Annotated in this window: 21 protein-coding genes (1 of these 21 cut by a window edge); 6 read left to right on the forward strand and 15 right to left on the reverse strand. The window is 43.6% G+C overall.

Translation table 11 applies throughout. The features are described from left to right. Nucleotides 1-1,182, reverse strand: the 5' portion of a protein-coding gene (locus tag ACOJUR_RS02155) for a hypothetical protein (protein WP_420949128.1). The gene continues 273 nt to the left of window position 1, outside the view; the window shows 1,182 of its 1,455 coding nt (coding positions 1-1,182); it begins with the start codon at nt 1,180-1,182; its stop codon lies off the left edge, out of view. A 419-nt stretch (nt 1,183-1,601) separates the two neighbouring features. After that, nucleotides 1,602-1,907: a hypothetical protein gene (locus ACOJUR_RS02160; RefSeq protein ID WP_420949129.1), complete on the reverse strand. Its 306-nt coding sequence runs from the start codon at nt 1,905-1,907 to the stop codon at nt 1,602-1,604. Between the two features lie 249 nt (nt 1,908-2,156). Here ACOJUR_RS02160 and ACOJUR_RS02165 point away from each other — a divergent pair, with 249 nt between their 5' ends. Further along, the gene (locus ACOJUR_RS02165; RefSeq protein WP_420949130.1) at nt 2,157-3,332 is read left to right on the forward strand and encodes an IS110 family RNA-guided transposase; all 1,176 of its coding nucleotides are present in this window, start codon (nt 2,157-2,159) and stop codon (nt 3,330-3,332) included. A 143-nt stretch (nt 3,333-3,475) separates the two neighbouring features. Here ACOJUR_RS02165 and ACOJUR_RS02170 read toward each other — a convergent pair whose 3' ends face one another. The 6 genes from ACOJUR_RS02170 to ACOJUR_RS02195 form a co-directional block, all read right to left on the reverse strand. After that, a complete protein-coding gene (locus ACOJUR_RS02170; protein ID WP_420949131.1) occupies nt 3,476-5,203 on the reverse strand; it encodes a glycosyltransferase in 1,728 nt (575 codons plus the stop codon). Nucleotides 5,204-5,234: 31 nt separating this feature from the next. Then, on the reverse strand, nt 5,235-6,338 hold the full coding sequence (locus tag ACOJUR_RS02175) for a glycosyltransferase family 4 protein (protein WP_420949132.1): 1,104 nt from the start codon (nt 6,336-6,338) through the stop codon (nt 5,235-5,237). A 218-nt stretch (nt 6,339-6,556) separates the two neighbouring features. Beyond that, the gene (locus ACOJUR_RS02180) at nt 6,557-7,480 is read right to left on the reverse strand and encodes an IS3 family transposase (protein ID WP_420950487.1); all 924 of its coding nucleotides are present in this window, start codon (nt 7,478-7,480) and stop codon (nt 6,557-6,559) included. Between the two features lie 141 nt (nt 7,481-7,621). After that, nucleotides 7,622-7,819 (reverse strand): hypothetical protein, encoded by a 198-nt coding sequence (locus ACOJUR_RS02185; RefSeq protein ID WP_306955528.1) that lies wholly within the window; start codon nt 7,817-7,819, stop codon nt 7,622-7,624. 86 nt (nt 7,820-7,905) lie between these two features. Beyond that, nucleotides 7,906-8,859: an IS110 family RNA-guided transposase gene (locus tag ACOJUR_RS02190; protein WP_420949053.1), complete on the reverse strand. Its 954-nt coding sequence runs from the start codon at nt 8,857-8,859 to the stop codon at nt 7,906-7,908. Between the two features lie 237 nt (nt 8,860-9,096). Beyond that, nucleotides 9,097-9,420 carry a transposase gene (locus ACOJUR_RS02195; protein WP_420949133.1) on the reverse strand — a complete coding sequence of 108 codons (324 nt, stop codon included), beginning with the start codon at nt 9,418-9,420 and terminating at the stop codon, nt 9,097-9,099. A 333-nt stretch (nt 9,421-9,753) separates the two neighbouring features. Here ACOJUR_RS02195 and ACOJUR_RS02200 point away from each other — a divergent pair, with 333 nt between their 5' ends. After that, the gene (locus tag ACOJUR_RS02200; RefSeq protein ID WP_420949134.1) at nt 9,754-11,793 is read left to right on the forward strand and encodes a molybdopterin-containing oxidoreductase family protein; all 2,040 of its coding nucleotides are present in this window, start codon (nt 9,754-9,756) and stop codon (nt 11,791-11,793) included. 78 nt (nt 11,794-11,871) lie between these two features. Here the strand turns inward: ACOJUR_RS02200 and ACOJUR_RS02205 are convergent, their stop codons facing one another. The 4 genes from ACOJUR_RS02205 to ACOJUR_RS02220 all read right to left on the reverse strand — a co-directional run bounded on the left by ACOJUR_RS02205 (nt 11,872) and on the right by ACOJUR_RS02220 (nt 16,860). Then, a complete protein-coding gene (locus tag ACOJUR_RS02205) occupies nt 11,872-13,239 on the reverse strand; it encodes an MFS transporter (RefSeq protein ID WP_420949135.1) in 1,368 nt (455 codons plus the stop codon). Between the two features lie 114 nt (nt 13,240-13,353). Further along, nucleotides 13,354-14,145 carry a PIG-L deacetylase family protein gene (locus tag ACOJUR_RS02210; RefSeq protein WP_306955246.1) on the reverse strand — a complete coding sequence of 264 codons (792 nt, stop codon included), beginning with the start codon at nt 14,143-14,145 and terminating at the stop codon, nt 13,354-13,356. A 141-nt stretch (nt 14,146-14,286) separates the two neighbouring features. Continuing rightward, the gene (locus ACOJUR_RS02215) at nt 14,287-15,534 is read right to left on the reverse strand and encodes a glycosyltransferase family 2 protein (RefSeq protein ID WP_306955247.1); all 1,248 of its coding nucleotides are present in this window, start codon (nt 15,532-15,534) and stop codon (nt 14,287-14,289) included. A 9-nt stretch (nt 15,535-15,543) separates the two neighbouring features. Beyond that, the gene (locus tag ACOJUR_RS02220; protein ID WP_072874043.1) at nt 15,544-16,860 is read right to left on the reverse strand and encodes an O-antigen ligase family protein; all 1,317 of its coding nucleotides are present in this window, start codon (nt 16,858-16,860) and stop codon (nt 15,544-15,546) included. 130 nt (nt 16,861-16,990) lie between these two features. Between ACOJUR_RS02220 and ACOJUR_RS02225 the strand changes: the two genes are divergently transcribed. The 4 genes from ACOJUR_RS02225 to ACOJUR_RS02240 all read left to right on the forward strand — a co-directional run bounded on the left by ACOJUR_RS02225 (nt 16,991) and on the right by ACOJUR_RS02240 (nt 20,165). Next, a complete protein-coding gene (locus ACOJUR_RS02225; protein WP_072874042.1) occupies nt 16,991-17,554 on the forward strand; it encodes a hypothetical protein in 564 nt (187 codons plus the stop codon). A 16-nt stretch (nt 17,555-17,570) separates the two neighbouring features. Continuing rightward, complete coding sequence (locus tag ACOJUR_RS02230; RefSeq protein ID WP_420949136.1) at nt 17,571-18,200, forward strand: SpoIID/LytB domain-containing protein; 630 nt, start codon at nt 17,571-17,573, stop codon at nt 18,198-18,200. A gap of 78 nt (nt 18,201-18,278) precedes the next feature. Continuing rightward, nucleotides 18,279-18,809, forward strand: coding sequence for a DUF421 domain-containing protein (locus ACOJUR_RS02235; RefSeq protein ID WP_165611976.1), 531 nt, complete (start codon nt 18,279-18,281; stop codon nt 18,807-18,809). A 186-nt stretch (nt 18,810-18,995) separates the two neighbouring features. After that, nucleotides 18,996-20,165, forward strand: a complete 1,170-nt coding sequence (locus tag ACOJUR_RS02240; protein WP_072874061.1) for an acyl-CoA dehydrogenase family protein — start codon at nt 18,996-18,998, stop codon at nt 20,163-20,165. 32 nt (nt 20,166-20,197) lie between these two features. Here ACOJUR_RS02240 and ACOJUR_RS02245 read toward each other — a convergent pair whose 3' ends face one another. The 3 genes from ACOJUR_RS02245 to ACOJUR_RS02255 all read right to left on the reverse strand — a co-directional run bounded on the left by ACOJUR_RS02245 (nt 20,198) and on the right by ACOJUR_RS02255 (nt 22,771). Then, the gene (locus ACOJUR_RS02245) at nt 20,198-20,440 is read right to left on the reverse strand and encodes a hypothetical protein (protein ID WP_203114935.1); all 243 of its coding nucleotides are present in this window, start codon (nt 20,438-20,440) and stop codon (nt 20,198-20,200) included. Nucleotides 20,441-20,658: 218 nt separating this feature from the next. Beyond that, nucleotides 20,659-22,257, reverse strand: a complete 1,599-nt coding sequence (locus tag ACOJUR_RS02250; protein ID WP_420949137.1) for an MDR family MFS transporter — start codon at nt 22,255-22,257, stop codon at nt 20,659-20,661. Nucleotides 22,258-22,273: 16 nt separating this feature from the next. After that, nucleotides 22,274-22,771: a MarR family winged helix-turn-helix transcriptional regulator gene (locus ACOJUR_RS02255; protein WP_420949138.1), complete on the reverse strand. Its 498-nt coding sequence runs from the start codon at nt 22,769-22,771 to the stop codon at nt 22,274-22,276. Nucleotides 22,772-22,935: the final 164 nt, after the last annotated feature.

Genomic DNA, 22,935 nt, shown 5'->3' on the forward strand with positions numbered 1-22,935 from the left:
CGATATGCTCAGAAGCGGATCTTGTACAGGCAAACTCATGTAGATATACCCACCGCTCGTCCAGAATTGCACATCGCTGTCAAACCACGTGGTAAAGGCCGACTCCGCCGCCACAAACTTGGCAGAATAAATGCCGTTCGTAGCGCTGTCAAAAGGCAGGGTACTTGAGTTGAAGATCATTTGGTACTTGCCGTTTGCCAATGGTATATAACCACGTAGGTTAACTTGTATGTTGTTCAGCATCTGCGACCACATGCTTGCCGTCACTGTGGTGTCGGGTCCGCCCGGCAGGCCATGATTGATGTACTCCACGTTGGCAAAATTATATGGGTTGCCAAATGCGTTCTGAGTATACATCTCTGATAGCGGTAGTCCGGTCCACGCCTGATAAATCGCGTCCACCTGCTCGACGGTCATGGTATCCCCCGCCCCAAAAGAGGTGGATGAATCTGGACTTACCCAGCCGCTCTCATATGCCGTGTAATCATAGCCAAAGTATGGGCTTGAAGTGGGTACGTCCGTCCACGGCGAACTAGTTGGAGATAGGCGCTGCATATCCACCACAGGCAGTGTCGCGTCGTACTGCGGAGTATACTTCGCATTGGGTTGCATGCCTAGCGCCTGCATCATTTGAGCAACTATCTGCGCCTTGGTGACTGACTGTGAGGCCACTGAATTGGTGGTGGTGAGGTTCCAGTTTGTGCCATTCCAAGAGCTGGTAATGCCAGCCATATTCAAAACCTGCATAATGTACCAAATCGGGAAATAGGTGGTCGGGTTGCCCGAATATGGGTCGTTAGCAACAATAGCCACCGGGTCCTCGAATGAAGTGTTGTTAACAGAAACTAAACGCCGATCACTGGCGATTGAACCCACATTCAGTGGTGTGGGCGTTGCACCGGGAATAGTCAACATCCACTCCTCGCCATTCCAAGAATTTGCAACACCAAGCTTGTCAAGCAACTGCATAATGTACCAAATAGGCATGTAGGTCGTATACTGCCCAGAATCTGGATCCACCGCCGAAAACCCTTCGGCTGAAGTGAACAATGTGCCATTAATATTGATGTATTTCTTCGACATGGGGTAGGTCGCCGCGCTGGCCGAGGTCATGGGCATCAGGGTGGCAGAGGCTAGGGCAGCAGCGCAGATGTAAGCTAATTTATTGCCGATCTTCGGCATTGTAATCGCCCCCAACAGGTAAGGTTATATTTTACAAACATTATATCATGTGCGCCGATTTTAGATAATATAAATAATAGTATTTATTTCTCGAATAACCAATATTCATTATATTACGTAGTATTGATCTAAAATTGACAAATTTAAATCAATCGTGATCTTCTCATCATGCCTTCAGTAAATAAAATATTATTTTAGCTTTACCAATATTGATGTTTGAAGCAGATGACTAGCGTACTCTTCCTTAATTACAACATAAAATATACATGATAACTAACTCATTCCCCTTGAAAAACTATGTATACTTTTTTCGATAGACGATTTCTTTGAGCATATAACATATCTATCGTAAATGGATACAGACTGAAATGAAAACAGGAGTGTCCCTCAGTGCTGAAGCACTTTTGGGACACCCCCGCTTAGGAGAGAAGTTGCCGCAATTGACGCACCAGTTCAACCAGTGCCCGAAGAGCAATCGCAATAGCCGCCACAAAATACCAAATCAGTATGACTACATGTGTTGGATCTGCCAACATCAGCAAACCCAAAAGCAAAAGAGGAAAAATATCCATGAGAATAGGACGTGTGAGCAATGTTGCCACTTTCTCCAGATCAAATTTGCCTCTGAGCTCGTTGACAATGCGAAAAATAACCGTTAAACCAATGGGTACAAGAAAAACCCAGAGCATTGTCAGCATAGCCGGATGGTGAAGGATGATATTCATCTGCACTCCCCTCCTAGTATATTGATGTTACGTATTCCAAAGAGTTCTGAGATAAAATTCTCGTAGCGGTCGGGGTACTACGATCACCTCCTTGGGACCATTGGTTCTCGACAGAGAGAGTGTAGTCCCCGCCTTGCGAGCGTTTACGAATGAGCTGGTTGTTGGAGGGGTTGACCCCTGTCTTCGAATCTCAAACTAGGTTGTAGATCGCAAGGTTGTGCGGATCCGACCCATTTGGAGGTACGTGCTGTGTATTTTGTTGGTATTGACATTGCCAAACGCCATCATGAAGCCTGTATCATCGACTCAACTGGGCAGAGTCAAGGCAAGACACTACGTTTTCCAAACACGCAGGCTGGTGGCCAGAAGCTGATCCAGTGGATGCAGCATGTCGATCCCGATTTGTCATCCACAGAAGTCGCTCTGGAAGCTACAGGCCATTACTGGTTGGCGTTACACTCGTTTCTCCGTAAACATGGCATACGGGTGCGTGTCATCAACCCCATTCAGTCGGATGCATTTCGCAACATGTACCTTCGACAGACCAAAAATGACACGAAAGACGCATTCATCATTGCTGAGGTGTTGCGCTTTGGACGGTACACCACGACAGAACTCGGCAGTGACGAAATCGTTGCTTTACGGCAATTGAGCCGGTTTCGGTTCAGTCTGGTCGATTCCATCTCAGACCTAAAGCGGCAAGTCATCAGCGTGCTCGATATGTTGTTTCCCGAATACGAGCGACTGTTCTCCGACCTATTTGGCAAGACATCCTCCGAACTGTTGATGGAATACACAACACCGGAAGAAATCCTTGCCGTAGATACAGAAGAATTGGCGGCTTTCATGGCCAAACACAGTCGGAATCGTCTCGGACTGGACAAGGCGGAGGAGCTCAAGTCTGCCGCTGCCTCGTCGTTTGGCATTGACATAGCGCTGGATGCGTATCGGCTACAATTGCGCCTGCTTCTTCAGCAAATTCGCTTTACAGAGGAACAGTTAGAATCCCTGGATGCCGAGATAGAAAAACGCCTCAAGAGTATGGACACCCATCTCGTGACGATTCCGGGAATTGGTCCGGTTCTTGCTGCTGCGATACTCGGTGAAATTGGAGATATTTCCAGATTCCCAACTGGCGTCAAGCTCGTTGCGTTCGCTGGGATCGACCCTACGGTGCGCAGTTCGGGCGAATTTACCGGAACCCACAACCGAATGTCCAAACGAGGCTCTCCGTACTTACGACGGGCGATTTGGCTGGCTGCAAATGTCGCCAAAATGCACAACCCAATCCTTAAGGATTTTTACGATCAGAAGCGTGCCCAGGGGAAACACCACCTGGCTGCAACGGGCGCTGTCGCCCGCAAAATGACGTACATCATTCATGCCGTTCTGCGAGATAAGAAGCCATATGAACCTATGGCGTAAGGCAGAAAATCGACTGAACATTCAAATCACGTCTGTCTTTGACAGGCTTATATAGATGCGCCTAAAAATCACTTCCCTTCATGGTTCTTAGAACTCGAAAGAGTGCTTGACATTAGATAGCTGGTCTATTAAGAATTCTGGAATTAAGACACGAATGGATTGTCACCACTTAGCATTGACCCAAAAACAACGGTGTCCAATTCGTTGTTCATAGTCGCTTGTAAAATCGTCTTAAAACCTAAAGAATTTAATATTGCTGAGAGAAGTTCGTATGGGTAAGGCCGAACATGCGTAATATCCAACCAGAAGTTTTTCTTTATAACAGTATCATTCTGGAAATTCGGAGTAACAATGAGTACACGCCCTTTATAAGTAAAACATTTGGTTACTTCATAAAGAATACGAATTGCTTGGTCTGGTTGCATATGTTCGATGATATGGAGCATTGAAAGACCATCTATCTGTGATTTTAATGTTGAGATATAATCAAAAGCATCAGCGCAGACAGCTTCGATTCCCTTGGCTCTCATTACTTCCACTTTCATTATATCTGTGTCCACACCAACACCTGAAATCCCTGATTGTTTTAGCAAAGTGAGCCATGTTCCGTCACCAGCACCTAAATCTACCACAAAATCTCCCTTATTAAAAAATTTTACCAATGGGTAATACAGTTGCTCGCGTATAGTAGGTTCACCTTCAAATGTATGAGCAACCCGTTTACATATCTGCTCAATAGAAGCAGTAGGTTTGGGTTTAGACTTTTTCGCACTAATTTCAGTGATTCTTTGAAGCATTCTCTCTGCTGTTTTATCCCAGGTGTAGTTTTCAAAAGCGTATCTCGAAGCAGCCAATCCTTTCTGTCGAGCCTCATCTGGATTCAGAAAAACATTTTTCATTGTTTTGGCTAAAATTGAGATATCAACAGAAATCATTTCCGGATCAGAAACAGTATGAAGCGCTAAGGCAGTTTCTTGAAGAGTAACAGCATCTACTCTGTAACTGACTTCAGGAGTAGTGAACTCCACTGCTGGTCCAATACTTGGAATAATCGGTGCCAATCCACAAGCCATCGCTTCTAATATGGGGAGCCCAAAACCTTCTCCCCTATACGGATGCACAAGGCAATTGCAGGATCGGTAGAGTGAAGCCATTTCATACGGTGTCATATCATGGTCAAGATACAATATTTCGGGAGAACCCGGTTGTTGTTGAATGGACTCAATAAGCTTGCCATTGGTCTGCCCCTGATAGTGAGAATTTCCCCCGTGATCTTTAATTACCAAACAAACATCATCTTCAGCAGAAAATGTCTTCGTGTAGGACGTAAGCAGAATATCGATTCCTTTGCGAAATATGGTGCCTCCGACAAACAAAAATTTAAATTTTTTTTTCGTCTTTAAGCCTATTTTAGGCCCAAAAGTTCGATATATATTTGGATCGTGTCCTAAAGGAAACACAAATACATTATCTGAGGGGATACCGGAGCGAACGTAACCTGTCTTGGTATATTCGCTATTTACCCAGACCTCATCGACATAATCATTGATTGGCTTTACCCACTGGACTGGAATCGTACCGAACTCCCAGGGCTGGAACATCACAAAATGGGAACCTTCCATGTTGTCGAACAACGGTGGCCATTGTTGACGAATATGTACGTCAGTTTTTTCAAGAATTGTCTTATAGGCATCTTTTAGTCTGGCGGCATCTGTAACCCAAGAATCTGGAAGTACATCAGTCGTAGTAGGTTTTATACGGAGATTGAAATGTTGATGTTTTAAAATCTGTTCACACAAATTTCGATTTACCAGAGCTAAACTCGAGTTTACAAATTGTGGGCCTTCCCATAACACGTTTATTTTATTCATATAATAAAATTCTCCTTCAGCCGAGTACCTATTATGGTATTTGATTAAAAATATCACGTAATAAAACGACGTTTTTTTCCAAACTATAATTAGACTTGATTTCGTTCATCGCTTTCATACCAACGGTTACAGCTTCCTGCGTGTTTTGAACTATATACCTCATTTTTTTTCTTAAATCTTCAGTAGATGGTTTTGCCCACATATGTCCTTGGAAAATAGGATAATGTGTGGAGTCTATCGTTTCAATACAGTCGAGATCTATTAAAAATGAATTATCCGCATTCATAAATTCAGTTTGTCCTCCCCAATTTGTAGCAATCGTAGGGAGTCCTAATGACATTGCTTCGAATAATGGACGCCCCCACCCCTCACCACGGGTGGGTAAAACAAATGCATTGGAATATCTGTATAGCCCAATTAACTCATATTCATTTAATGTTCCATTAATTACGTAAATTTCACAATTTCTATGTTTCGGTTCATATCGAGCCATAATATTGTTGATCTCGTTTAAAGGGTCTAAATTTGTGCTTAGCGTATATGTTTTTATAATAAGTCCCACATCTAAATCATCATGGAATTCTTCTAAAAAAGCATTGATGAGTATGTCATAACCCTTTCGAGGCTGCCAATCAAACACGGATAGAAAATTAAATTGAGTGTTAAGAGATAGAGGGTATACATAACCATTAATGTCGTACTTACTTAAATCCAGAAAAGAAGGAACTATAAAGATAGGCTTAATGACACCTGAATTGGTGAATGTAGACTGATTAAATTTAGAGGCAACCCAAACTTGGTCAAATTTATTTAATTCATTAACCCAATGGGATGGCAGTCGATCCGTCTCGAACATTGTTCTAGCAATATTTTTTTTACCAAATGGAAAAAATTTAATGGATCCAGCCATGATGTTACAGATGTACAAATCTACAGGAAGTGATTGAAAATTATGCGTTGGTGGCAATACAAGCGATTTTCGTTTTTCATCTAATTGAGAGTGCATTGTTTCCGAATAGTCTCTGGCGATTATTTGGATGTCTAATCCCAAGGTTAGTAATGTTTCAAAAAGCATTCGATTGTCTTCAGCAAAACCGGAACTATTAAAAAAAAGGCCATCCAGTAATACTTTCAATGAGACTCACTTCTTTCTTTATGATGAAAATTCCAATCAAAAAATTTCATCGAGTAAAATTTGGGTAAAAATAATTGAAGACAAATTTTAAAAACTTATACTATCTTAGAAGTAATAATACTGTGAATAGATAAGAAATCCTGCATATACCGACTTATGTTGCATATTCCGGATTGACACCCGTTGTTTGGACATAGCTCCCGTTTTCTAGCGTAATCTCAGACTTTCACATTTGTCTTCGGCGTTAGCCCAGTCTCGTAGTGTTGCTTGTTGAACTCGGCTGGTGGCAGGTAATGCAGGCTTGAATGCAGCCGCCGATTGTTGTAATAATCCATAAAATCTACGACTGCTTTATATGCCTGTTCATAACTTTCGAACTCGTACCGTGACAAACAGTCGTCTTCCAGAAGCCTGTGGAAAGACTCGATGTGTGCGTTCATATTCGGTGTTCGTGGCGGTATTCTCTCGTGCTCAATACCGAGTTGTTCACATGTCGACTCAAAGGCCAGGCTGACAAACTGCGGTCCATTATCTGAACGGATGACGGGTAAGACAGATTGGTCGAGTAGTCGACGTTTCCACAGTGCTCGTTTTAACGTATCCACAGCGTCTGTTGCCTCACAATGAAGCCCAATATGATAATCCGCTGTCTGTCGGTCAAATACATCAATGTATGACCGTACGAAAAAGAATCTGTCCTCACCATGAACGTAGCCGTATTTGATGTCAACTTCCCAGAGCTGATTCGGTGCCATAATGTCCCGATTTCTGGCCAATCTCCGTGGATACTTGGACTTGATTTGCCGCTGCTGTTTGAGAATCCCCAGCTCTTTACACAGTCGATATACCTTCTTCTTGTTGATAACCAACTGATACTCTCGTATTAACACGTAGGTCAGCTTGAGATATCCGTAGGCAAACCCATCTCCCGCTACGGCGTTCATTATCCATTCCTTGACCTGTTCGTCACTAACTTTGCTTCCATCCTGCGTATACGTATATTGGGTCGCAGGACGCCCTCCAGAAGTCGTTCTCGGCTTCGGCTCGTGTGTCAGTTGATAATAATAAGTGGACCGAGAGACCCCCACGATGCGCAGCACGAAGGTGACTGAATGTCCGGCTGTGATCCACTTGTGCGCAATGGCTACTTTATCCGCAAATGAGGGTTTGCTTTTTTACGAAAATGAGTCCGTATCAGCTGAAGAGTCTCGATCGAATATGGACGAACGGAAATAGAGGCTGTCACTACAGTCTCGCGGAATGACTGGATATTCGCATCGGTATCAAGGTTTAGATACCTGGAATCCCTTCTCTTGCAACCTACGAATCATGTCCGCTTCCCGACGTTCTTCACTACGTTGCCTGAAACTATCTAGATAATCTGGACCAAGCTCTGTATACCGTTCTTTACGATGCAGGATGTGGTACACAATCCGAAGCAGAGTATGAGCGAGAGCGACAAGCGCCTTCTTGACGCCCATCTTACGGACCCATAACCAATAACGGGCGGACAGGCGGGTATTTCTTGTTCGTGCTGCTGCCCAGGCACATTCGCAAAGCACTGCTTTTAGAGCACTGTTCCCGCTTCGGGACCGAACCCGTTTTTTTTACCTGCACTCTCATGATTTCCTGGGCTGAGTCCGGCCCATGCCGCCAATTGTTTGTCACCGCCGAACTGCTCCATGTCGGTACCCATCTCAGCCAAGATGATTGCTGCCGCATTTGCATTAATTCCGGGTACGGTCGTAATGAGTTCAAAAGCTTCCTGCTTATCCGCCATGTGAGCGCGTATCTCTTGCTCTACTTCCAGAATGGCCTTCTCAATGAATTGCAGGTGTTCATAGGAAAATCGCAGCATATCTCGGTGATGTCTTCGTAAGCGACCGTTCAGTGACTGCAGCAATTTGGCTGATTTATGCCGTAGTGCACCCTTCATCTCCGACTCTAGGAACTCCAATGTAATGACTTCGCCGTCCATAATCTTTTGTAGCAGAATTCGTCCGGATACCCCGAAGATATCCGACATATGCGTAGTCAGTTTAATGTTTGCATCCTGCAGGAGTCGATGAATTCGGTTTTTCTCGGAAGTAGCATCCTGTACGAGCTTCTTCCGGTACCGAGTCAGATCGCGCAGGTCCCGTGTTTCTTGAGAAGGGACGAAACTACCTTCAATGAGACCAGAGCGAAGGAGTTTGGCTATCCACTCTGCATCTTTCATGTCGGTCTTACGTCCAGGGAGGTTTTTGATGTGGTGCGCATTGGCGAGGAGCAATTCAAAATCAAAGGCTTCAAGCACGTTCCAGACGGGCTTCCAGTAGACCCCCGTGCTCTCCATAACGACATGCGTACAGCCACTCTCGTTGAGCCAATCTGCAAGCGCTAGTAGATCCTCAACCATCGTGCCAAACGTCCGGATTTCAGACTTGGGCGAGCGATCCAGTGGGCCTGTTAACACACAGGCGACTACAGATTCCTGGTGTACGTCCAGCCCAGCACACCGCTCAAGAATGGCTTCCATCATGAATGACAACCTCCATCCCACAGAATGATGAATCCGAAGACAACCCGACATTGAAGATTTTTTACTCGGACTCTCGGTCCAATATCCTGTGCTTCGAGGGTTGTCCATTCAGTTTTTTTATCGGGGTCAAACCACCACAAAGCAGAACCGAACTGGTCGGATTCGTCTCCATTATGCGAGATTCTTAGCAAACAAAAAAGCCATGACCATTTTCATCATAGCCTGTGTCCCGAAGGGTCATGAGCGTTTTTTTAACAGGTCACGCAAAATACTATTTTCAAGCGCCTGGTCAGCAAGAGCCTTTCTCAATTGCTCAACTTCCGTAGACAGCTCAGAACGCTCTGCGTTTAATTGCTTAATCTCTTCAGGGGTGACATGCGTAGGAACTCCCTTTAGAGTGCCAGGAATCTTGCCACTATTTTGCTCAGCCTGCTTCACCCAACGACGAACCACATTTGTGTTGATGTCGTGCTTTCTGGAGACCAAAGCAATATTCCCAGTCTCAATACATTCACGTACAACCTGCTGCTTAAACTGTATTGTAAATTTCCGACGTTCCATTATTCATCCTCCTGCTGGTTTAGTATCCTACGCAGCAGGGAGTTTGTCCAACCTGATTTCGGGGCTTAAGAGATTCATTGCCAAGCGGTCTATTGAAGAAGTTGATCTCTTCAACTTTGTACAGCATTTCTATAGTCTCTAGTTAAGGATTGGTTGAGCTTTATTTGACAAGTACTCTAAATAGGATTTTTACTGATTCCGGTTCGATTCCGGTCACCCGCTCCAGAAAAGATAAGGCTTCCGAGTTCGCTCGGAAGTTTTTTTATAGACTTTCATCGTCAACTTAGTAGAAAATATGATAAGAGTTGTCAATTGAAAAGAGAGGCAATGATCATGAAACTCGTAAGATCTGTTTGTCCCCTTGATTGTCCGGATACATGCAGCCTGTTGGTTAGTGTGGAGAATGGCAAAATTATAAAAGTCGATGGACATCCCCATCACCCTGTAACCAAGGGTGCCATATGCCAGAAAGTTCGAAAATTCCCAGAACGCATCTATCATCAAGATCGTTTGCTCTATCCAATGAAACGTACAGGACCCAAAGGTACTTTACATTTTGAACGTATCAGTTGGGATGAAGCGTATAAAGAAATAAAGCGCAAATTACAAGATGCTATTGAAACTTATGGCGCTGAATCGATTCTTCCTTATAGTTTTTACGGTAATATGGGTGTCTTGAATGCAGAAGGAATGGATAGGAGGTTTTTTCATCGACTTGGTGCAAGCTTGCTCGAGCAAACCATTTGCAATGCCGCTGGAGCTGCGGGATATGCTTATACCATGGGTGCAAACGCCGGAATAGATCCTGAAGATACCATCTACTCGAAACTGATTGTCATCTGGGGTTGTAACGTGATCAGCACCAATATGCATCAAATGTTGCTCGCGAATGAAGCTCGTAAACGAGGGGCCAAAATTGTTGTCATTGATATTCATAATAACCGTTCAGCCAAGTGGGCTGACTGGTTCATCCAGATACGCCCTGGTACGGATGCCGCTTTAGCTCTGGGTATTATGCATTTACTGATCCGTGAAAACCTTGTTCATGAGGAATTTTTAAACAAGTATACGGAAGGCTACGCTGAGTTGAAAGAACACGTGACAGATTACACTCCCGAGAAGGTTTCGGAAATCACCGGAGTGTCAGTGGAAGATCTTGGTTTACTGGCACATCTGTACGGCACAACTAGTCCATCATTCATTCGAATTGGTAATGGCCTTCAACATCATGAGAATGGCGGAATGATTGTAAGAACTATCGCTTGCCTGCCTGCTCTAACGGGTCAATGGGGGATTCGTGGAGGCGGTGCTATAAAAGGAAATAGCTACTACGCTAAATTAAATACATACGGATTACAGAGACCGGATTTGCTTCCTCAACCTCAGCCACGTTCTATCAACATGAATCAATTAGGAGATGTTTTACTCCATCCATACAAGCCGATCAAAGTTCTGTTTGTATACAATTCCAATCCAGCTCAGGTTGCACCTGACCAAAACAAGGTGAGGAAAGGGTTGGCGAGGGAAGATCTTTTCACTGTAGTCCACGATCTTTTTCTGACAGATTCGTGTAAATATGCCGATCTCGTTTTACCGGCGACGAGTCATTTTGAGAACTTAGATTTATATAAATCTTATTGGCACTTGTATCTTCAGTTACATGAACCAGTGATTCCTCCTCTTGGTGAATGCAAATCCAACTTTACATTCTTTAAGGAACTGGCTGAAGTAATGGGTTTTACGGAGTCTTGTTTTTATGATACGGAAGAAGACATGATTGAAACGGCTCTGAGAAATGACAATAATCCATATTTACGAAACGTCTCACTCCCATCTTTACGAGAAAAAGGGTGGTTAAAACTAGAAATCCCCATAAATGATGAAATGAAACACAAGGATTTACCGACGCCGACGAAAAATAAAATTGCTCTTTATTCAGAGGCGATGAAGCTGGCAGGGCTTCCTTCTCTTCCTACGCATGTGGAATTGCAGGCAGACATCTCTTATCCGCTATATTTTGTTACTCCTCCAAACCATCACTTTTTAAATTCTACGGGGGCGAACGTTTTATCGTTAAAGAAGGCAGAGCGGCGACCATTGCTACAAATTCACCCCTTAGATGCTGAGATTCGAGGAATAGAACAAGGGCAATTCGTTCAAATTTTTAATGATCGTGGTTCAATTGTGCTTCAAGCTGAAATTACTTCAGATGTACAGCCTGGTCTGGTTGTTTCGCAAGGACTGTGGTGGGATGATGAAGTTCTTGGATACCAGTCTGTCAATGTACTTACATCGCAAAGTATCGCTGATATGGGAGGGGGAGCAACCTTCTTCTCTACACGGGTTGAAGTCATAGGACTTCAAGGTACCTAAACAATAGACCGCCCAAAGATGAGATATCTTTATTAGCGCTCTTCTATCAAAACCGAGATTATGAAAAGCAGATGACAATCATTGCTTGTGAAGATAAAAAAGTGGGTTAGAATGACCAGATTGTAATGTTGTTGCTTCATCTGACAATTTGGCCAGATTGTGCAAACGTTGATAAGCAAGTAGGAGGATGAGTGAAACGAGCAATGCAACCACAGGCAATCCGCCAATCAGTAGGCGAAATCCCCAAATTGTGCGTACGCTTTGTACGCTTAAATGTGCGTTGTATCCACTGATGGAGAAGAAAATTGCCATGACAGCGTATTGTAACGAGAGACCAAGACGAACAAGGAAACCATTCATGCCAAGATACATGCCTTCTCTTCTGCGTCCGGTTAGTTTGGCATCGTGATCAATAACTTCTGCGAGAAGTATATTTAGCAAAACAAGAAAACCAGAAACAGGAATACCCATCATAAAACCAGTAAGAATGACGCTCCAGACAGCGTGATCGAACACTAGAGCCATAGAAGTGAAAATATAGAGAATACAGGCTAAAAATGCAGCTTTAGCGGTTGTCATTTTGACAGCCAGTCGAGCCCAGAGAAAAGATAGAGGTATGGCGACAATAAAAATACCACCTAGGAATAAAGAGCTTTGTAGACCTGTCATGCTTACCACATATTTTGTGTAAAAAGAAGATACGGATGTGCACAACGTTGTGGAAAATTGAATCAGGAAACTCGCCGATACAAAGAACAAGAATCGACGGTTTCGAAAAGTGGATGCGACAGCTTCTTTCAGATGAAAAGCGGATTCCGTCTGTCCCGAACGTTCAAAGCTTCCATACAAGGATACATAAATGGATACAAAAGCAATTCCAGCAAATAAGGCAGCTACTTTACTCCATCCCAAGCTTTCCCCAAGAGATTTCGATAGTGCGACTCCCAAAATCAGTCCGATAATCGCGAAAACTTGCTGTAAGGCGGAAACAAAGGCGCGACTTTTTTCTTCTTGATACATTTCCGGAAAGAGACTACCAGCGTTAAGAGCAGCTAATGTAAAACAAAAATCAAATAGAAATGTTAGCAGAAAAAAGTAAAGTAATAGTCCATCATTGCTGACAGCTGGTGGGGAAAAAAGAAAGTAGAAAGTTAGACAAAACGGTAAACCTGATGCAAGTATATAGGGAATTCTTCTACCCAGTCGAGTATGCGTGCGGTCACTCCAATGCCCAGCTAACACGTTCATAAATGCATTTAAGATGCCATAGACAATCATTCCGTAAGAAATTTCAGTAGCAGAAACTTTTAACACTGTAACGTAAAAAAACACGGCAATCGTGCTAAAAGCGTACCATAGCATATTGATACCAAGTTGATAAGAACTATAGGCTACTTGTTTGCCTAGAGGTATTTGATGGGAATGAGTGAGATTCGCGTTAGCCATGGGCAAGCCCTGCTTTCTGTGCGTGTTGATGTTATGAAAAAAGTTCAGAAAATGACTAAGACTTTTGTCATTTAAAATGATAGCGCTTTCTTGAAGAGCGAAACTTTATAGAGATTAACTGAATAACGCACTCGGAAAGAAGTGCAGTTGACGGCTGGAGAGTACTTTAAAAGCTTCAGCTAGGCCATTTTTGGGCGAGCCGTGGGTTGAATTTGTGACGAGTTGTTGGTCATGCTTCAACTTTAAAGCGTAAATTTCATTTGCCTCCAGACGCAAATATTCAGAAAGCAACGGCCATTCTTCATTGTCAAACTGACTCTTGTGAGTCAAGAGGGCCGCCAATTTGTTTTCCCAAACATGAGTGATATCAACATATGTATTGGGATAGTTAGTTGCGTAGAACGCGATTTGCTGAACAGCAAATGGCTCTCCTGCTTCTGGTTTATAACAAGGGTTGCTGGAAAAAAGTACGGCTTCAGCAACCGCTTTTCCTGTTTTGATATGGTCAGGATGTGCCTCGTAAGCCATCCACGGATCTACCGTCATTACCATCTGAGGTTGTAGTTTACGGAATATGTCAACCAGTTGAGCGGTTAAATCATCCACTTGGTAAGTTCCAGCATCAGGGAAGTTGAGAAAAATCGATTCAGTCACACCTAATAATTTGGCAGCCTGTAAGCGTTCTTCACGACGAATATGAGCAAGTTTTGTTCCCGCTACATCAGGATTTGAGGTTCCAGCTGCGCCGTCTGTTACGGTGACAAAGTGAATTTGGCAACCGTTTTGAGCAAGTTGAAATAGCGTTCCCGCAGCTCCTACTTCATTATCGTCAGGATGTGGTTCTACACAAACAAGGCTACGAATTTCCAATAAGTCAGGTAAATTCATTATAGAACGTATATTCACTCATTCACGCTCCCTATTTCGATAAGGTGAATGTTCTATTCGTCATGGCAGGCACTTTTCCTTGTGGGTTGTTGCTTGGTTTTATTGCGATGATGGATGGAATTTTCTGCAGATTAAAAAACCCAGTTGTTAGGCTGGGTTTTACTGTGTGTTAATCTCATCTAGGCGAATAGAGCGTTTGTGGATGGTATGATACCATTTTCGGTTGTTGCGTGTCAGATAGGCATGCAGCGTTACGGGTCCCCAGGTCCAGAGAAACAGAGGCACAATGGCTAACGCAAAATAAGAGCGCCAATTTTTCCTTTCCATAAATAAAGTGAGAGGTATTTGCAAGAAAAGAATGGCACTCACCACAATCAAGATATCTGAAACTGTGTTGTTGGAAATTTGATCAACCACTCTCGTAGGAACAAGAAATTTAAGAACAAACATGAAAAGAGATGTAGCAAAAATGATGAGCGCTCGCATGGGTTGAAATAAATATAGCCCTGTATCAAATTTAATCAAGTTTCTTTCACGAATTCCTTCTTTAAGCATCTTCATCATGTACTGTTTCGCACACTGAAAATGACCTTGCTGCCATCGCAAACGTTGCCTAAATGAAGCAATAAAATCTGTAGGTTTTTCATCGTAGACAATAGCATCATGTGCCCATATGGGTAAGACACCATGCTCTACGCAACGTACTCCAAATTCCAAATCTTCTGTAAGACCAGTAGCATTCCAGCCGATACTTTGTAACAAAGAGTAATCAATACATAGCCCAGTTCCACCTAAAGCACAGGCCAAACCAAGATTTTGTCTGGCATTTTGCCACATACGGTTATCGTACCAATATGAGACGGCAAGAGAAACTGAAACCCACGTATCAAACGGGTTTTTGACGCCGAGATAACCTTGAATGGCTTTATGCCCACGGCAAAGTTTGTCATTCATGATGTTTAGAAAATTCTTGTCTACTAAATTATCAGCGTCAAACATGACCACAGCATCATAAGGCTGGCCTGATAATTCTAATTGCTCCAGCATCCATTCAATCGCGTAGCCTTTTCCCTGATGAGTGTTGTCTGTTCTTTGATGAACAATCGCACCATGACGTTTACCGACATCAGCCGTATGATCAGTACAATTGTCGGCAATCAGGTGTATGGAATAAAGATGATCTGGATAATTTTGTCTTTTGATGCTCTCTATGAGTGGACCTACAACTCGTTCCTCGTTATGCGCTGGAATAATTACAGCGAATTTTTTTTGCGGAGGAAGGAGTTCTGTCACCCGACGGTGTCGAAAACCGAATAGGGAGATTGCTAATTGGTAAAGAGCAATCACTCCAGTGATAACTTGCAAAAAGATATAAAGAATACCCAGCAGGGCGTAGAGCACGGACATGAGGAAACCTCAACTTTCTTTTGGTATCTTATCTTCCTGATTACGAAGATCTGTTTTTTGTGAATCAAGCGTTCTTCCCCATAATATCAGCAATCCGGAGATAAGAAAGTAGACAGTCTCCGTAGGGGCGTATTCAAATAGATTTTCAAAAAAAGCATGCACAAGCAGAGCTACTAATCCAGCTAAACCTCCAAGTGCAAGGTATTTTTGCCTGCCTTGCGCTTTCCTAACCACAGTTTGAATGACTTCACGGATAATCGCAATATGCATCGCGCTAAAAAGTAATAAACCAACGAGACCTGTTTCTCCTAAAATTTTAGCATAATAGTTATCGGAATAAATGGAATAACCGTATGCCGATGCAATAGCGCCTCCATATTGTCCAAGTCCTACGCCAAAAAGGGGATTTCTTGACATGCGATTAAACGCAGTTTCCCAGCGCATAATTCGTCCTCCCTTGGCAGACTGAATCCAGTAGGTTGGACTCAATAAATCAGCCAAACGATGATGAATCGGAGGCAGGAAAAATAGGATTGCGCATAGGATGATAAGGAGGACAAGCAGCCGTCTGTCGTAAAAGAGACTAATCAACAAAAGACCTAGTGCTAAACCTAGCCATGCACCGCGATCGTACGTAAAAAGCAGTGTGGCCAGACAACAGAATTCACCAATCATATAGAGGATGCGTCTGCGACGATTTTTATCAAGGCAAAACAGCCCTGCAATCACAGGTATCATAAGTTCCATGTTGGCAGCTAATTCTGCTGGCGAACCGTAGACAGAGAAGACACGTGTCCGCACATGTTCACCCACATCTACCCAACCGCTGGGAATAGGAACCTTGGTGATATATTGAAAGACCCCATCGAAACCTAGCAGAATGGAAACTACAACGCTTGTAAATATCATTTTAGGAATATCTTTCTCTTGTATGACGAAGGGCAGAAGCAGAGCAAAAAGTAAATATTCAATATTCATGCTCAGACCATCAAAAGCGACGTGTGGCAGACCCAGTTGTGAGAAAAAGAGAGCCACGCAGTAAAGGATAAACAAGCCTCCAAATTTTGACCAGGCAAAAGCCGAGAGTTTAGGAGACCGCTTATATTGATATAAACCAACTAAAGCCATGAGGCAAAGTAAAATGGTTGACCAACTATTCGCATAAGCCCTAAGAAATGAAATACTGATGGCACGATTGACAATCGGAAAAGCTGCGTATGCGTAAACGCTCCACTTGCCAAGCAGTGCTGCAGAGCGATCTAATTTCAAAAACAACGGCTGTGCAGAGTTTGCTTGTGACGACAATGGGTTCACTCCTGCATTCACAAAGAAATTCTCCTATAAGTAAACCATTTATCCCAGAGACATGCGAATACGACACATGACAAAAAGCAAAAAGGGAAGGATAAGTCACGAAAAATTCTTTATGTCAGAAATGGAGAGTTGAGGTGGCATCATGTTTGGAAAACAACTTTGTGTCGTAATGGCCACTTTTCTATTCGTCTATGGTCTCGTGTTTGGGTGGTCTGGCAAGCATTTGGCACTTGCCAATACGGTTTCTGTGGCCAATCGGGTGCAAATGGAATTTCGTGTAGCGTCAGGCAAAGATTTTAAGCGAATTGCTGGTGCTCGTATTATATTGGTGCAGTCCAATGGTTCTGTGTTGACCAGTGGTCAAACCAATACTTCCGGAGTCTGGAGGGCCGATGTTCCACTGCAGCAAGATCCACGTTTTGCAGGTGTTGAAAAGCTGGGAATCGTCACGGCTATTGCGGTTGCAAATGGTTTTAATGAAGAAGTCGTATTTGAAGTGCCAGTTAAACAGGATATGGTTCAGCCTATCATTTTAAACCCAATTCGGGGAGGACGGCGCAATGAACCGGTAGCTGTACTTGGCAATTTACATCGTAACGCATTAGCCAAGCTCGTTTCTCGATATGCAACTCAATTAGGTCTGAAACGCCAAACCATACCGACTGAATTTGATGTGCCACCCTGGAGTCCCAATCAAAAATCTTGAGCAGGGGGGATGAGCTATGAATCGTCATGGGACTCAAATCGCAAAGTGCGGTCTAGCTGCTTTAAGTGTATTTTCCATGGGACTTTTGGCACCTGTCCAGCATGTGCAGGCGCAAGTTCAATCGATTTACAATACAGCGTTGCCCTCTGTGATACGTGTGGCAATCCGCCCTTTCAACAATCCGTTTGCACCTATCTTATACGTTCAAACTATTGGTTTTGAAGAATATTGTGAAGATGTGTTGCCGAATGAATGGGTTCCTTCCTGGAATCAACAGGCGCTTGAAGCGGGTGCTGTAGCAATCAAGATGTTTGCTTGGTATTATACCCTCCATCCAACCACAGAAAATGGATGGACTTACGATGTTGACAATACTGTCAATTATCAAAAATTTGTGTATCTCAGTGGTACGCCAGCTACAGATGCTGCAGTTCGCAATACATGGAATGTAGTGTACACGCCCAACAATGGTGAAATTTTACCTCTAGAATACCGTTCAGGATGGCCAGGAAGTGCTAACTGGACCTTTGTGGGTTCTAATGTGATGTCGCAATGGGGCTCAGAATACTGGGGTTCTGTAGCCAATCTGACTTATCCACAGATCCTCAATCTCTATTATCCAGTCTATACATTGAAATTTATTTAAAATTTTCCTTTTGGGAGTCAACAAAATAGGTCGAGTATTTTCCTCTGAAGTATGGCGAAGGCGTTTGGAAGGGAAAAAATGCTGTCACATGTCATTTTTTGGGCTGCTGATGCTGGCATTACATTTGGCTTTTTATTGATTCTTGTGCGTTGGATTGGCGAAACGCAAATCAGCCAAGTAACCTATTTTAATTGGGTAGCAGGCGCCTGTATGGGGAATGTTGGAGCTAATATGCTCACATCTCAGTCCATTCTAGATGTCATTAAATATGCTACTATTCTTTTTTTCTTCTCTTTCGCTACAGTTATTGCCGCTTGGCTTTCCTTGAAAAGCAAGAAGTTTCGCGATGTGGCGAGTGGCGTACCGGTTGTTCTGTTAAAAGACGGTGAAATGATTGATGCACATTTAAAACAATGCAAAATCAATCATGACTTACTCATTCAACTGTTGCGTGAACAGGGATATTTCAATTATCGCGACATCAAATGGGCTATTTTGGAACCTACAGGCACGCTCAGCGTTCTTCCCAAAGAGGAGGGGCATATCACTTCGGAAAAAGGTCAGAATCCGTCCAGCCAAGAACGGCGGACAAACCAACATATCAAATAGATGTTCAGAGCCCCGAGAGCCCCGTCCTTTGGGGCTCTGTTCTTGTCAGCGGTTTTGAAAAAATTTGCTTGCGAGTCAAAGAAAAGATAGGTATGCTGAATTTGTTCTCAAACAAACGGTCGTTTGTTCTCTGCTGATTAGAGCCATGGATAGTCTTGATTACTTAAATTAGGAGGTTTGCCTGTGCTGAATTTTGAATTGACTGCTGAACAAAAAGAAATGCAGAAAGTAGCACGAGATTTTGCTCAAGAACAGATTCGTCCTGTTGCAGCACATTATGATGAAACGGAAGAATTCCCCTGGGATGTTGTAAGAGCCGCCCATAAAATAGGTTTAACGACTTATCAATATCCGGAAGAGTATGGCGGCGGAGGCATTACAGACGCCATTACCCATTTGCTGATTGCCGAAGAATTGGCTTGGGGCTGTGCTGGAATTCAGACTTGTATTACAGGCAGTGGTTTGGCAGGAACAGGTATTCTTGCAACCGGTACCGAAGAGCAAAAAAGAAAATATATTGGGATGCTTTGCGATCCTAAAGAATTGCGTTTAGGAGCCATGGGTCTGACTGAGCCAGATGCCGGATCGGACGTATCATCCATGCGCACAACAGCAGTGCGTGATGGCGATAGTTGGGTATTAAATGGTACCAAGCAGTTTATTACACATGGTGGTATTGCGGATATTCATGTCATCTTTGCTCAAACTCAACCAGGTAGTGGGTGGAAAGGTATAGAATGTTTCGTGGTGGAAAAAGGTACGCCAGGTCTCTCGATGGGGCGCAAGGAGAAAAAATTGGGGGTTAGGGCATCCCACACTGCGCAGGTAGTGTTGGAAGATTGTCGTATTCCGCTAGAAAATCGTCTTTCGGGCTTGGATGGTAACGCTAAAGGTATCTCTGGCGGGTTAGGTTGCCTGATGATGTTGGATAGAACCCGTCCAGCTGTAGGGGCGGCTGCGCTCGGTGTGGCAAGAGCAGCTTATGAATACGCGTTGGAGTACGCCAAAACTCGTCAGGCGTTTGGCAAAAAAATCATCGAGAACCAAGGAATCTCTTTTAAATTAGCAGATATGGCTACAGGTATCGATGCTGCCCGCCTATTGATTTGGCGCGCAGGTTGGTTACAAAGCCAAGGCAAATCAGCGAGTTTGGAAGCTAGCATGGCTAAATTGTTTGCGGGCGATCTCGCTATGCGCGTGACGGAGGAAGCTGTGCAAATTCTAGGTGGTAATGGCTACATTCGTGAGTACCCCGTAGAAAAATGGATGAGGGATGCCAAAATATTTAAAATTTGGGAAGGCACAGCCGAAATTCAGCGCCTTGTCATTTCCCGACAGATTGCTGGCCGAAGATAAACCAAGATCATTAAGAATCATGCTGGAGTTTATCACTTGGCAGCCGCTGCTTGCGTAGCTTCCTGCTCTGGAGCGATGATAAAGAATGCCAGTAGAAGGAAAGTGATTCCCCAGGGCAACCATACTTTGAGTGCTTGCATTTGTTCTTGTGGAGTTTTCTTAGCCATGATGTCTATGCCAATGAGCGTATATAAGAGCAGAAATATAAACGCTCCATGTCGTGAGTTGGATTCAGCTTGTGCGAACGCTGTCAAAGACGGAGACTGGCTATGCAAGCAAATCACATCCTTGTCAAGAGATTCTGGTATTGCTTTATCTTATGAGAGTCAGCCGAAAATGAAATAGGCATTGATTCAACTGGGTGAAGCTATGTCATCAGTGTGTCGCTTCAAAGTTGTAAATCCCATGCTTCTCCTATCTATATTGAAAATATTGAAATGCCTCCTAAATCCACGGAATAGCGTGGAAGGAGGCATTTATATGCTACGGATGTTTAGTTTTTCTCTTCGAAGTATTCTTTTGATTTCAATTTCGTTTCCGGCAAGAAGAAGGTCCCAATAAAACAGAGAATGGCAAAAATCAATCCAACAGCAAAGAGGTGTTGAATGCCAAAAGTCAGAGATAATTTGATGGTATGCAGTAATTGGCGATAAAGCGCTTGACCGACTGAACCATAAGGGGCAAATTTTACGGCAATGGCTTTTTGAGCTTGCACAGTCAGCAAGGACTGCGGGTTAATGTTAGACAATTGGCTCGATAAAGAATGTAAGTCTGTTGGCAGGGACTGCTTAAATTTGGCAGAGAATGACTTGTCGAGGATGGAACCGAAAATGGGAGAAGCGATCACTCCACTGAGTGAGCTGACAAATTGTTGAGTTGAGTTGACAGTTCCCATCATGCTGTATGGAAAAGCGTTTTGCACCGCTACATTGAGCAGAGGCATTAAAGAACCAATACCCAGTCCAAGCACAATCATATTGATGACGACGGTTGACCAATGTGTATACAGGTTCATTTGATTGAGCAAAATTGAACCTACTACAATGATAGCTCCACTCACCCAGGCAAGTACACGATAACGTCCAGTGCGTGTCATCACTTGACCAGAAACGATACTACCGACAATGAAACTGAGCATCATAGGTGCCATTACCCAACCGCTGTCCTGAGCGTTTAGACCAACAACGCCTTGGACGTAAACGGGCAAAAACATAAGACTACCAAACATCGCCATTCCCACTAAAACACCAAGAATCAAAGACATACTGAAGATGCGATTTTTAAACAAGGTTGGAGAAAGAAGCGCATCTTCTGCTCGACGTTCCCAAATAAGAAAAATAACCAGAAAAAGAGCGCCGCCAGCAAAGAGGATAATTTCAACAGGTGATGTCCAAGCGTACTTGCTACCTGCCCAGGTAAATCCAAGTAAAATTGGCAAAAGGCCAATGACGAGTAAGACAGATCCGAGCCAGTCCACTTTAACTCGGTGTTCTGCTCGTACTTTGGGTAGTGTGAACAGAACGCCCAGAATGGCAAGCAACGCAAATGGTAGGTTGATGTAAAAGACCCAGCGCCAAGAGAAGGTATCCGTAATCCATCCACCCAAGGATGGCCCAATAATGCTGGATACCCCGAATACAGCCCCCATGACACCCATCCAACGACCACGTTCTTTAGGATCAAAAATATCTCCAACCGTTGCGCGTGGCATACTCATCATAGCGCCAGCGCCAATGCCCTGGAATGCGCGTGCCAAGATGAGTTCCATCATGGTATGGGACTGCCCAGATATGGCAGATCCGATTCCGAATACAGTGAGTCCGAATAAATAAAACGGTTTGCGGCCAAATACGTCCGATAGCTTTCCATAAATAGGAACAGTGATGGAAGAAGCCATCATATAAGCACTGAAAACCCAAGCGTAGAGTGAAAAGCCTTTTAAATCTCCAATGATGGTAGGCATAGCAGTGGAGACGACCGTTTGATCCATGGAAGAAAAAAACATGGTCAGAAGCACAGTCGCCAATGCCCACCATTTACGAGAACCAGTAATGCGGTTGGTCGTTTGCACTGCGGATGAATAGGTTGACAACAGTATCACCTCAAAATTAGGGTTTCGTCGAAAATGAATCCTGAGAAGATAGCTGAGGAATTTCCATTTTTGTAGAAATTTCAGCCAGTTCCTCTAAGGCTTGAACAAAAACAACCGGATCGATGACTGTAACTTGACGCAGACAGTGTGCAAACACCTGTTCTCTCAGGTGCACTATTTTCTTCAAAATTTCTTCCCCGTCCGCTGTCAATGCAATATGAACTACGCGTCGATCGGAAGTATCACGGGTTCGTTCCACCCAACGGTGTTTTTCGAGTCGATCAAGCATGACTGTGACGGCACTCGGATTCACTTCCATCTTTTCGGCTAACTGAGAAACCGTGCAGACTTTTTGCTGATGAATGTAGTACAAGACGAACGCCTGCGTACGCGTAAGCCCTAAGTTGGCTCGTTGGACCATATGTTCACCTAGATTTTGCAGAATCATAAACAGTGATCGATCCATGGTTTGCACAAGTGCTTTCCAATCCGTTTCCAGAATAAATCCCCTCACAATTCCTTAGGACAATAAATTATATAGTATAAAATTTTCTATATCATATATTTTAATTATATAACTAAATTTTATCCAGTCAAGAACGGACTTTCTCATTTTTCTTTTAGCGCGATCACGAAAAAAAAAAATGGAACTCTTAGCTCCATCTAAATGTTGAGGAT

Source organism: Alicyclobacillus tolerans, from assembly GCF_048984885.1.
GTDB classification, from domain to species: domain Bacteria; phylum Bacillota; class Bacilli; order Alicyclobacillales; family Alicyclobacillaceae; genus Alicyclobacillus_I; species Alicyclobacillus_I tolerans.